The organism is Robinsoniella sp., from assembly GCF_034124845.1.
The window spans coordinates 24,734-37,849 of record NZ_JAWYAJ010000191.1 but is presented as its reverse complement, the minus strand read 5'-3'; the positions used below and the strand labels follow the sequence as shown (position 1 = coordinate 37,849).

At 43.1% G+C, this 13,116-nt stretch carries 9 protein-coding genes; 1 reads left to right on the top strand and 8 read right to left on the bottom strand.

All coding sequences use genetic code 11. The features are described from left to right. On the top strand, window positions 1–780 hold a 780-nt coding region (locus tag ACH2DQ_RS08995), incomplete at its 5' end, for an AraC family transcriptional regulator (protein WP_395026439.1). On the opposite strand, the gene ACH2DQ_RS08990 is transcribed toward ACH2DQ_RS08995, so the two are convergent. The 8 genes from ACH2DQ_RS08990 to ACH2DQ_RS08955 form a co-directional block, all read right to left on the bottom strand. Further along, window positions 777–1,613 carry a carbohydrate ABC transporter permease gene (locus tag ACH2DQ_RS08990; RefSeq protein ID WP_394915254.1) on the bottom strand — a complete coding sequence of 279 codons (837 nt, stop codon included), beginning with the start codon at window positions 1,611–1,613 and terminating at the stop codon, window positions 777–779. The two genes, ACH2DQ_RS08995 and ACH2DQ_RS08990, sit on opposite strands and share 4 nt — an antisense overlap. Window positions 1,614–1,622: 9 nt before the next feature. After that, window positions 1,623–2,522 carry a carbohydrate ABC transporter permease gene (locus tag ACH2DQ_RS08985; protein ID WP_394915253.1) on the bottom strand — a complete coding sequence of 300 codons (900 nt, stop codon included), beginning with the start codon at window positions 2,520–2,522 and terminating at the stop codon, window positions 1,623–1,625. 19 nt (window positions 2,523–2,541) lie between these two features. Then, a complete protein-coding gene (locus ACH2DQ_RS08980) occupies window positions 2,542–3,891 on the bottom strand; it encodes an ABC transporter substrate-binding protein (RefSeq protein WP_394915252.1) in 1,350 nt (449 codons plus the stop codon). A gap of 474 nt (window positions 3,892–4,365) precedes the next feature. Next, entirely contained in the window at window positions 4,366–7,578 is a 3,213-nt protein-coding gene (locus tag ACH2DQ_RS08975; protein ID WP_394915251.1) for a hypothetical protein, read from the bottom strand. A 153-nt stretch (window positions 7,579–7,731) separates the two neighbouring features. Then, on the bottom strand, window positions 7,732–9,219 hold the full coding sequence (locus tag ACH2DQ_RS08970; RefSeq protein WP_394915250.1) for a response regulator: 1,488 nt from the start codon (window positions 9,217–9,219) through the stop codon (window positions 7,732–7,734). 78 nt (window positions 9,220–9,297) lie between these two features. Next, window positions 9,298–11,070, bottom strand: a complete 1,773-nt coding sequence (locus ACH2DQ_RS08965) for a sensor histidine kinase (RefSeq protein ID WP_394915249.1) — start codon at window positions 11,068–11,070, stop codon at window positions 9,298–9,300. Between the two features lie 266 nt (window positions 11,071–11,336). Next, the gene (locus ACH2DQ_RS08960; RefSeq protein ID WP_394915248.1) at window positions 11,337–12,167 is read right to left on the bottom strand and encodes a carbohydrate ABC transporter permease; all 831 of its coding nucleotides are present in this window, start codon (window positions 12,165–12,167) and stop codon (window positions 11,337–11,339) included. A 1-nt stretch (window position 12,168) separates the two neighbouring features. Beyond that, window positions 12,169–13,095 (bottom strand): carbohydrate ABC transporter permease, encoded by a 927-nt coding sequence (locus ACH2DQ_RS08955; RefSeq protein WP_394915247.1) that lies wholly within the window; start codon window positions 13,093–13,095, stop codon window positions 12,169–12,171. Window positions 13,096–13,116: the final 21 nt, after the last annotated feature.

Genomic DNA, 13,116 nt, shown 5'->3' with positions numbered 1-13,116 from the left:
CATATGATCGCTCGTGCCACACTAAACAGAGCTTCTGCCCCATTATCTGAGCATTATCACAAAAACCGGTTAGAATTTGTAATCGTAATTAATGGCCACCAGCAGTATTCCGTAAATGACCATATCTACCATCTGTTTGGTCAGGATGTTTTTACTACTTTTCCTGATGAACCTCATGGCAATAACAATTCTCATCAGGCTGTATGTGAATTTATCTGGTTTCAGATCGACATGACAAAACGATGTAATTTTCTTGGTTTATCACCGCACTTAAGCGATCTTCTGTATGAAAAGCTTAACAGCTACAAAAAAAGAACTCATAAAGTGAGCAATTCAGAGCTCTTGCTAATCATGCAGTCTTTCGATTGCTTTTGTTCCAAAGACCCTGCCTGGAAACTGCTTGGTCACAGCCTGTTCCTTTCATTTTTGACCAGACTCACCCTCACCGAGAACATTTCCCAGGATATTTCCAGTGATATCCAGAGGGCTATTGACTACATCAAGGAAAATATTACGGAGTTTATTAATTTCTCTTCCATAAGTGAAGTATGTAATCTGTCTGTTTCCAGATTGAAGACTAAATTTAAGGAGCAGATGGGCATTACTCCCAGAGAGTATATTAATTCTCTGAAAGTGGAGTATGCAAAAAACATGCTGACTGATAAAAACTATAGCATTACAGATGTCGCTTTCGAACTTAATTTTTCATCCAGTAATTATTTTTCTTCAGTCTTTAAACAGTTTACTGGCTTCACACCTTCTCAATACAGGGATCTCTAGCCTTTTACCCCGCCTGCCAGGTTGTCCGTGAACATTTTCCTGGAACACAGGAACAATACTACCGCCGGAATAGAGATTAAAACTGCACCAGCCATGATACCGCCCCAGTCAGTTCCATGGGGGCCCTGAAATTTAGCCAGAGCCATAGAAACGGTATATAATTTTTCATTTGAAATGAAAGACACTGCTACCAGATATTCTTGCCATATAGTAATAAATATAAAAATTGCCGTTGATATAATTCCCGGCATTGCCAGGGGAAAGACCACATAAAACATAACCTTAAAGTTTGAACAGCCATCAATGTATGCGGCTTCCTCCAGGGAAACCGGCACATCATTGATATAGTTTATCAGTAAAACTACTGCGATAGGAAATGCTATACCCAAATAGGTAATCCACAAGGATGAAAAAGTATTCAGCATTTTTAATTTACTCATGATCAGATACAAAGGAATAATGTAGGCAATCATTGGAATAAACTGAGTTAATAATATTGTTGAATTTAGAAACTTTTTACCCCTGAAATTTTTTCTTGCAAAGGCATACGACATCAGTAATCCGGTCAGGATGCTTATTATGACAGTAATACAGGTGATAATAAGGCTATTGGTTAAACATTTTAACAAATCAACTTTAATGAAAGCATCCTGAAAGTGAGTCAATGTAAATGTCTGTGGAATTAACGACAATCTGTTGTTAAATATTTCTTTGTCTGTACGAAACGCAGTAGAAACGATCCAGTATAATGGAAATACCAAAAAAAGCATCAAGCTAATATAAATAACATACTTAAACAGCAGATATCCTTTATTTTTTTTCCTACCAACCATAAGCACCTCCTATAAATCGTCCGATCTTTTCTTCAACAATTTGGGAATTGTATTGAGCACCATTACAACTGCCAGTAAAACAAGGATCATCATAACCGCAAAAGCAGACGAATCCGAATAATCAAAAAACTTAAATGCTTTTCTCTGCAGTAAAACCGGCAGAGTTTCTGTGGCACCTGCCGGCCCGCCTCCTGTCATAACATGTACCAAACCAAATGAATTAAAGGTCCAGATAAAACACAATGTCAAAACAGAAGTAAATGCTGCGGCAATATGGGGCAGCTCGATAGATTTGAATAAAACCCACCGGTTCGCACCATCTATCACTGCTGCTTCCACCTGATCAGATGGAAGGGTGCGAAGTTTTGCAAAAACAGTAATTGCCACTACGGGGAAGCCTCTCCATATATTGGCAAAGGCAACAGCAAGCATGGCATACACGCTGTTTGAAAATATATCTTCCCCCGCCGGAATGATATGTAATGTTTCCAGAAGATTATAATATGGTCCGGTTTGGTAATTTAAAAGAAGTTTCCACGTATATCCGGTAACTACCTCGGGTAAAATCCAGGGAAGCAGTAAAAATACCTGCAATGCCCCAATTCCCCTAATGGTTCTGGAGTTCTGCAAAAATGCAGCTATTAATCCAAAGAGCGCTACAAAGCTTATGACAATTGCTACATATATCAGGCTCTTGATTAATGCCCCTGCAAATTCATCCCCCTGAATAATATTTGTATAATTTTCAACCCCAATTATTGAAGTATCGGAATTTAATAACGAATAGTCTGTGAAACTATAAAATATATTTTGCAGAAACGGCAGGAAAATGATCAGCATCAGCAATAAAATACCTGGCACTATCAATAAATAGGGAAACATACCCCGGAATTTCTTAGATTTAATCAAAACCTCATGCCCCTTTCCACTATTTATTTTTATCCAGCAGTTTCTGAACACTTTCCTGAGCTTTACTGCAAGCTTCATCCACTGAAATCTTTCCATACAATACATCAGTCCAATAGGAAAAAAAATCTTCTGACACCTCATTTAAATTGGGAACAGGTATTCCGGCAAGATAAGCTGTTTCTAATTGCTCTCTGAAAATATCATATTTTTCATCTGTGTATGGTGCAACCTTATATGCATCTTCCATTGTAGGCAGATCCGTTGCTGCCATACTTGCCATTGCTTCAGGAGTTGTTGTTATATACTTCAGAAGATTCCAAGCTTCCTGAGAATTTTTCGTCCCACTTCCAATTGCCATCTGGAAACCACCCGAGGTTGATGCCTGCTCTTTTGTACCGCTTGGAATTTTAATCAGTTCACAGGTAAAATCCACTTCAGGCATTAAAGAGTATTCCCAGGGACCAAATACATACATCCCTATGTTTCCGGTGGCAAATGCTTTTCTTCCATCATCCTCTGTCATCGTAAGGCAGTCTTTTGGCATGTATTTTAAAAGTTCTACATTAAAATTCAGAAAATCCTTCATTTCCTGTGTGTCAATTTTTGCAACAGGATGTCCGTCTTCTATTTCATACAGCCTTCCTCCATTCCCCATTAGAAATACTCCCTGTTCATAGGTAGGAACATAGGAATTGCGGCACATGGAATTTACAAATCCAAAATTTCCATCTCTGGTCATAGCTGCCGCCGCTTCCAGCATTTCTTTCTGGGTTTCCGGATATTTCTGTCCATATTTTTCGAACAATTCTTTATTTACTGCTAATACCCTTGTACCTGTATTTATTGGAATCGCATATAAGTGTCCGTCAGACTTTCCCTGTTCGAGCAAAGAGGTAAAGATAATGTCCTCGTATTTAATTTCATCTGCCTTTGTAAATTCTTCCAGAGACTGAATAATATCTCCCTTTACATACGCAAGGGTGTCAACATGGTTAACAGTAATTAAGTCATAGTCATCATTTGCCTGGTGGGCGGCAATTGCATTTTGGTTCATTGCTACAAAATCTGGTGCCTTTACCAGTTCAACTTTTATGTTGGGATACTGTTCCAGGTAAGGAGCTATAGCTGCTTCTACTGATTCAGCAGACGTTTCCTGCAGCAAAATTCTTAGATTTACTGCTTCACCAGATGATGTGCTGTCCGTATTCTCTGGGATCTCCTTACTTTTTGGATCTCCTGTATTCTCTTCAGAATTATTCTGGATGGTATTTGCTGTACTGCCTTCCTCTGTTCCTTCCTGTGAGCCTCCGCAAGCGCACACTCCAGATATCATTGTTAATGCTAAAACAATTGCTAATGTCTTTTTCATTTGTACCTTCCTCCATGATTTCAAATAATTGTTTGTCTCCGCGTGTTTAAATTTCTTTATTCCCGAGAGCAACGAGCCAAACGGACACGCTGTTGCGTCCATTCCCTGCTTACAGCATTGGAAATTTGATGAGCTGTTGCTTGCAGCGGGGTTTTTGACTATTGATTTGTCTCCAGTACGGCATTGCGTAATGCTGCACCATTCTCCTTTTTTGTGTTATTCAACACTTTTCCTCTCTTATTTTTTATTTTTATATTCATATTGTATAATTTATTTTCTTTTTTTGCATTTAAAATCGTACATAGTACTAATTTATACATTCTATATATCGCATTTGTTGTAAGTAAATATACCATCGTCAATTAACTGTATAACATAGAAAAATCCGGTATCTTTCTTCAAAAAGAAACCGGACTTTTTATGTTTTACAGCTATAATCAGTATGCTGCGTATTTTATGCTTTTTACTTTTTTCCTATCTGCTTTCACATCTCACAAAAATTTCAGGAGCTTTCAAAATCCCGGTCTCCTTGATAAAATATTCATAAGACCATTCTTCCTTTGTACTTCTCCACGCATTTGGTCCGAACCACCGCTCCACCTCATTGCAGTTATGAATGGCGCCAAAGGTATTTACCCGGTTTCCAAAACTGGTTATTTTAAGGTGATGAACTCCTGCTTGTACTTCGCCCAGAGAAATACTGTACGGTGAAAATGCGATATTTCCCACTGATGCTCCGTTCATTTCAACTTTCAGCAGCGGACTTCTAAATCTGGAAATCTGCAGGCAGGCATCTCCGCTGGGAAGATCAACAGGAAATTCATAAGTCACGTTGCCCCCATAGAATGGAAATCCCTGACGGGTAATGTCTCCAAACGTCAGTGTACTGGGTTTTTCCTGCAAAACGCTTCTGCTGCCTTCCACATATACTCCAAATTCACCCAGCAGATACATGGCTTCTACATTTCGTTTTGCATTGTATGGGATTTTCACAAGGATTTCGTTGATTCCCACCTTAAGTCCTCCTACAGGTACGGTGCAGATATCACGATCTGTATACCATCCGTCCACACCGCCTGCTGCTAACTCCCCGTTGATTCGTATTTCCACATCGTCTGCATCTTCCAGTGCAAGGTGCAGATCGGTAAGGGGAGACAGGCTTCGAACAGAAAATTTCAGGCTCAGGCTGTGATCATATGGATATTCTTTGGGGTCCGTCCAGGGCTGGGCAAATGCCTCCATCCTCTTTGGATACCCCAGATGATCCCGGAACAGATTATCGATCCGCAGAATTTCTTCCCGTGGCTGCCAGGCTCCTCCGTCAAATTGATACTCTGCCAGATCCAAAATGCAGACATTTGGCTCTGATAAGGTATAATTCATCGGCTCTTGGGGCGTAATACTAATTTCTTTTTTTATTGTCTCACCCAGGGCCTCCCGTTTATCCGGCATCTGTGCAGCGTCTGCTTGATCAGCTGCTTCCGGCAGCGGCTCTTTTTTATCCCGGTCCTCCGGCAGCGGCTCTCTAGGAAAATCATCTCCATGCAGCGGCTCCATATATATAAGCAGGCTGTCATGTTCGAACAATGTCATTGTAACGGTTGTCTTCTCACCGTTATTTACTGTTTCCAGTTCCCGGGTTTCTCCTGTGAGCGTATCGTACAGGGTCAGTTTCCAATTCCCTGCCAGGCTTATGGTGTCCCGCTCCGGTCTTGGGATATCCCTGTTTTTCATGGGCTTTACATGAGACAGGAAGAGCCAGCGGTTTTCTCCGTCTTTACGCATCTGATAAATCAGGTTATCTGTGCGGATGCCTCTGGCATCTCTGATATCCAGCATACGGCAGTTCTCAAGGGTATGCAGCAGTTCGTTGGCGCAAAATGCAGCCTGGGTGCACTTCTTAGCCAACTGTGTGGGACGGCTGTCCTTCTTTGCATCCATGTACCTGGGAATCCTGCCGGTAAAGATTACCTGACCGCCCTGATCCCTGAATTTTTCCAGGCGCTCCACTGTGGTCTTTCGCAAGGTAATACAGTTGGGCACCACTATTGCGTCATATTGCATCACGCCCACCGGAAATATCTTATCTGTAATCTGTTCGGGTTGCATCTGTTCCGGAAGAAGGGATTCAGAAATAAAGTCAAAATCCATCAGCCCATAAAGCAGCCACTCGATCACCGAACGAAACCCATCTTCCAGCTCACGGCGGATACCGCTTGTCTTCTCTTCTGTTCCCCAGTAAATCCAATAGGACTCGATGGGATGGATGACACCTATTTTTACCTCTGGCTTTCCCCGGGTGACAGCGGTATTGACTCTTGCAAAGTGATCCTCAATCATTTTATATTCCCGATACCATGGAGACTGGTACCCGATAGCAGCGGGATAATCCCTTTTTGCTTCCCCTGCCATGCTCACCCAGTTCAGATGCGGCACGCGGATCGTGACACCCAGGGCTGCCTGCCAGTCTCCCTGCAATTTATGTCCCCTGAAATCAAAATCCCAGTTTGTCACCCCATAGAGTTCACTTGCCATTCCTTCCCTGCCATACTGATGGACCGCACTCTGCGCCTGCTTTGCAGTGGAAAGTTCCCGGCTGTCACAGAGCACATCGATTCCCGGAAGGTCAAATGCTTTATATGAGCGCATTGCCTCACCCAGGGCTGCCGTCTGAGACATCAGTTCCGGCTCTTCCATCATATGTCCCGTAAGGCGGATACCGTGTTCTTTACACCAGTCTCCCACCTGTACCGCATAGGACTGTACAAACCGTTCACAAATATGATCATGATAACGGTATCTGGTCTCCGACACCTGATCTTCTCCCTGTTCCCAAAATAGTTCCGGCAGTTTCTTAAGCAGGCTTTCCCCATAGGTTTCCAGAAAGGTATCTTCCAAATCATCCGTATATGGTATGATAACCTGTTCTCTGGCGTCTGCGTAGCCCAGCCTTCCCTTATGGCAAAACTGTGGTTCATCCGTGAAGATTGCCGGAATCCGTTTTCCAAACTCTTCTCCCACACCCTCTGCATACTTTTCATGGGCAGCCTGTAGAAACTGCTGTACCGCCTCCGGATTCAGGGTGTCCAGATAAGCCTGGTTATTGAACCAGGGATTATCCCCTGAGACCTCCCGGTAAGCATACCATTTCTCATATCCGGGTGACGGTTCCTCATCTTCTTTCAGCGTGCAGTAATCTTCCAGCCATCCATTCAAAAGCTTTACCCCGTAACACTGTAACAGCTTTCGTTCCATACTCCGTACCGCCTGTGCTCCGGAGATATAGACCGGCTTAAAATATTTCCCATCTAAATTCTCGGGACTGAACACCAGGAACCGGGTGCGGTACTGATGATCTCCTGTTACAAAACCTCCCCCGTATCCCGATGGCCAGCGGTCTTCGTCATACAGCCAGAGCAGCATATCTCTTTTCTCTGCCTGCTCCAGGCTGTACTTTACCAGTTCCATAAATTCCTTACTCATATATGGGATATCAAGCCCCGTGCGGCAGTGGAGATGTGCGCCACCCATCCCCATTTCCTCAAGCTCCCCATAGGCGTGTTCTACATGTTCCCGGGTCATTTTGCAGTTCCATGCCCAGAACGGCGCTCCCCTGTATTCTGATGGGGGATTTTCAAATAATTCTCTTGTTAATCTCTTTTCACTGCTTTTTTCGTATAGTTTCATGCTGCCTCCCAACCATTCTCCTGATTTCCCGGTTTCTTATCCGGTATTTGATCCAATTTCTTATCAGATTTCTATCTGGTTTCTTATCTGGTTTCTTATCTGGTTTCTGATTCGATTTCTATCCGGTTTCCAATCCAGTTATTTCCGCGGCTATCACGCCTGGTTTAATTCTTCCATATATTCCGTGGGGCTGATCCCGGTCACTGACCTGAAAATACGGCTGAAGTAAAACTGATCCCCGTATCCCACTCTGGATGCTATATCCTTAATATAAAGCTCTCTGTTATCCCTCATGATCTGCTGTGCTTTTTCCACCCGGAGTACGGCAAGCCTTTTACTGAAGCTTACGGTACTGTATTTCCTGAACAGCCGGCTCAAATATGCCTGAGAGATGCCAAAGACATCGCATATTTTCTGCGGAGATAGATTTTCTGATAGATGTTCCCTCAGATATTTTTCTATTTTCTCAAAAAACTCCGGTGTATCTATCTTCCAGGTTCTGGATTCCTCCAGTATATTTCTGCACAGAATCTGCCGGATATCTTCCGCCAGCTTCTGCATATTCTCCGCATAATAAAATGCCTCATCAATAAAGTACTCACACATCGCTACCGGCTCATCCAGCAGATCTGCCCTGCGGAAAAGGCTGAACATTTCACGAACCTTTTCCTCCGTCCATAACTGGGTGTACCCTTCCCTGCTCCACCTGGCAAAGCACCGGGATATTTCATCCGGGATCTCCGGCTGGTTATGCTCCTTTACCAGAAATTCCAGCCTGCTGAGGGATGAATTGTCAAATTTATGCCTTCCTTTTTCAGCAGTATCCCCGTCATTATCCCGGATAATCTGGTTTTTGCCTATTACCAGCTGATAGTCCATGGTCTGGTAAAGCTGCCTTATCATCTCCGGGAGCTTCTCTGCCGAAACCGGATTGTCCTTGAGTACCAGAGTATGAAATGCTGTGGTATTCTTCTCCTTCTCCAGAATATGCATCATAAACCTGACAAAGCTGCCGTGTACCATCAGCTTTACGGGGCAAATATATAACGCCTCCATCTCATCTCTTCCATATACCATCAATTGTTCTTCTTTAATGGAAAATATTTCTACTCCCCGGAATTCTGCAAATCTCCTCGGCAGGCTGTTTCTTCTAAGCAGAGCAATATAATACTCATCTTCACAAAAGATACGCCGAAAGAGTGCCGGATCGGAAATATTCCCTGTATACATGTCCCGGATTATCCTGTTGCGAAGACCGTAATAATACTCATCCAGCCTGCCCTGAATCATATACATGCTCTCCTGGAGCGTGGATGGTTTTACCGGTTTTAATATATAATCGCAAACTCCATAATGGAGTGCAGACTGAGCATATTCAAATTCCTGGTATCCGCTGATGATTACCGAAAGAATATCCGGATACTTTTCCTTTACCCTCTTAATCAGAAATATTCCATCCATGACAGGCATCTTTACATCCGTAATCAGCACATCCGGGCGGAGATACTCCAGCTGCTCCAACGCACTTTTTCCATCCTCCGCCGTTCCGATCACCTGAAAATACGGGCATTTGTTCTGAATAATTGTACAAATATGCTCCAGCGCAGCAGGCTCATCCTCCGCAATAAATACCTGATACATATGCTTTCATCTTTCCTTTCCCAGAGCGTGATTTTAAACAGGTTCCAGCGCGTATCTGAAAGTAATTTTAAACACGCTCTAATGCAGCGGCGCTCCGATGACAATCTCGGCTCCGCCCTCCTCCTTATTTTGTAAACGAAAGATCAGATCACCTCCATTCAGCAGATACAGGCGGGCAAAGGTATTTAAAAGCCCCATCCCTCCGATCCGCAGTTCTACATTCTGGTAATTGGTAGAAAGATCTTCTTTCAACTGTTTCATTTTCACTTCCAGATTCTTTTTGATTTCCGGTGAAAATCCCTCTCCATTGTCACTCACTTTAATATACCAGTGTTTTTCATCCTTATAGCTGTTTACCGCAATCTTCATAATACCGCTGATATTTTTAAATCCGTGGTTGATACTGTTCTCCACCAGCTGCTGGACAACCAGTTTGGGCAGTACCTGGTTTTCGATGGTCTTATCCAGTTCCATGGTATATTCCAGTTTGTGTTTATACCGGTATTTCAGCAAAGAGAAATATAACTCCAGGTAGGTGATCTCCGCTTTCAGCGTGGCATATTTCTCTTTTGTGTCGGTAGAATACCTTAGCATTCCTGCCAGTTCATCGCAGATATCACAGATCACCTCATCATCATTCAGACTCCCTCTTCCTGAGATTACATTCAGGACATTATAGATAAAATGAGGATTGACCTGAGCCTGAAGAACGTCAAACTGGGTCTGGAGCTGCAGCGTGGACAGCTGCTTTTCCCGCTGGATTGCCGTATGAAGACGGCTTCTCATATCCTCATATACCTGTCCCATCTTCCGGAATTCATCATTGCCGTCTTTCAGATCCAGGTTCATAGACTGGGTTAAGGTTTCCAGGCTGGTGTTCCGGATAGCCTCCTGCAGCTGGATCATGGGCTTCGTCAGATGTCTGGTGGAAACTGTTACATATAGCAGAGAAAATAGCAGCATGCCGCCAATGAGAAAAAAGCTCATATATACCACATAGGAAGAATCTTCCTGAATAACCGAACTGCTCTTATATGCCAGAACCGTAGTCCCGGTATCTTTATTATACTCGCCCATCGCCAGATATCCGGCGCCTCCTTTTCCTTTAAAAGTATCTGCAGGGATATGGTCCTGACGCAGAAGGCTTCTGCAGAAATTCAGATCCAGGTCCCGGTTCTGATAAATGATTTCCCCATCATTATCCAACAGGCATACGTTCAAATCCTCATCTGCCTGGTGCAGCTTTAACTGCATATCCGCAAGGCTCATCTGAACCTCGATATATCCCATATTTTTTCCCTGAATTTCTTTTATGACTGACAGTACCTTAAGCTCCTCATTATCTCCCCAGGTATCCTGATGTACCCCCAAAATTGTGAATGTATCCTTATTTGCCTTTGCCCTTTCGTACCAGGGCATTTTTTTATAGTCCAGATGTCTGCGGATTTTCCGGTTATCCATGTTATGATTGGCAATAGGGTCACAGTTGTCGTTGCAGAATACCACCCGGTAAAATTTTTTGCTGATATAATCATTATTTTCCTGGGACAGGATCGTATCTTCTGCATTTAGGAAATACCTTTCCGTCGCTTCAGACCGTTCCATTGTGGAAATGGTAGTAATCGCTGTCAAAGTGTCCGCATCGCTGAGCAGATAGTAGCTCACATCTTTCATGGTCTGAATCATCTCATCGTATTGTTGGCTCAGCTGCTTCACACTGACTGAAAGATTCTGCATCTCCCTCTCTTTTATTTTTTCCATGCTAATGGAGTAATAGATATATCCGGCTACGATCGCGGTCAGAATCCCCAGGATTGTATAGACCGTTCTCATCTTAGTCTGAAATTTCATTAAGTTCCCCCTCCCAGAAAATCTGTTCATCGTGTCGCTACACTAATACCTCACGGCGCAAATACGCCACTAGCACCCGCTATCTGCGCCATCTGCACGATTGTGAATCTAGCCGTAGCCCGCTATGCCGTCGATTCACAGTCCCACACCTGACACAGATATCAGGCACTATATATCGACGTATTTAAGCCAGGAGGCACTAGTAGTTATTGTATCATGAATTCCAATTCCCGGGTAGAAGCATTCTGGATGGATTGGGGCACGCCTCAACCTTTTACGGAACCCGCAACCATTCCGTCCATAATCTTCTTGTTCAGAAAGATAAAGATGATCAGCAGCGGAATCGTAACAACAAGGGCATCTGCAAACAGCAGGTTATAGGATGTGGAATATTTTCCTTTGAAGTAGTACAGGGTCATCTGTACCGTCATATTTTCTTTTCCGGGCAGAAAATAGAGCGGGGTGGTAAAATCATTAAAATAATTAACGGAGTTTAATATAGTTACGGTTGCAGTAATGGGTTTCAGCAGCGGAAAAATTATTTTCCGGAACATCACCCTGGGGTTGCACCCATCGATACAGGCTGCTTCCTCCAGTTCTTTTGGAATACTTGAAATAAATCCCCGGTATAACATGGTGGTATATGGAATTCCGGTGGCAATCTGAACTAATATGACGCCCAGCAGGGTTCTGTAAATATGTAATCCCTTTAGAACCCAAATCGTCGGCAGTACTGCCGGAGAGATAATCAGCCCCGTCATAATGAGCAGATTTACAAAATTAGTGGTTTTGTCCTTTCTCCGCTGAAGCACATATCCTGCCAGAGAGCAGGCCAGCACCAGCCCGGCTACGGAAAATAAGGTCAGGAGAATACTGTTTTTAAATGCTGTCAGCAGAATATAATCGCTCTCTTTGAATACTTCTAAATAATTACTCCACATCAGTTTTTCCGGTAATGCAAAACTGAATTGGTTCGCCTCTTTTGCCGTTTTCAGAGAATTGATAAACATATAAATAAACGGCGTTACAAAAATCAGGATTGCGGCAGTCATACCTGCGATATCGCCAAACAGCAAAAGCCTTTTTCTTCGTTTCATCTCAATCCACCTCCTTGCTCAGCAGGAATTTCTGAAGCGGGAATGCCAGCAGGGAAACCAACACTAGCATAATTACATTGCCGGCAGTAGATATACCATAGAATCCCGATGCGTACTGTTTATAAATTACAGAAGACAAAACGTCCGTTGCAAATCCGGGTCCCCCTCCTGTCATGGACCAGATCAGCTCAAAGCTTCTTAATCCCCCGATAAAGGAAAGGATAATAATACTGTTCATTGCCGGACGGCACAGCGGCATGGTAATGCTTTTCATTTTCTGCCAGCCATTGGCACCGTCTATGGATGCCGCTTCATAAAAGGTTTTGTCAATACTTACAATCCCTGAGACAAATATTACCGTGGCGATGGAAAGCCCTTTCCACACATCTGTCCAGATTACGGAATAGAGTGCTAACGATGGCTCGCCCAGCCAGTCTACCCCTGTTGCTCCAAAAAATTCGATGATTTTATTAAATAATCCTTTGGAATAATTCATAAACGTTGAAAACGTAATACCAACCACGATTGCACTTACCAGGTTCGGAAAAAATACAATAGAACGGATCATATTTTTTGTACGGATCGCACTGGTAAGGAATATGGCAATAAAAAATGATAGCACTGTCTTTAAAGCGGAGGTCAATACCGCATAGACCAGTGTGTTTCGGATACTGATGTTCAAAGATCTCTCTGAAAAGAACATTTTGTAGTTGTCCAGTCCCACGAAAGTAGCCCCGTTAAAATCCCATACTGTCAGGCTGAAGTAAAATCCCATGATCAGGGGAACGATAAAAAAGACCAGGAAGATCACCATCGCAGGTGCAAAAAACCAATTGGAATATGTTTTCTTTTTACTCATACTTTTTCCCATTGCATATTGCAGGACTGCCTGCAATACTGCCACAATAAAACAGGTTGAAAGAATCACAACGTGGCTTCCTTTCTTTTT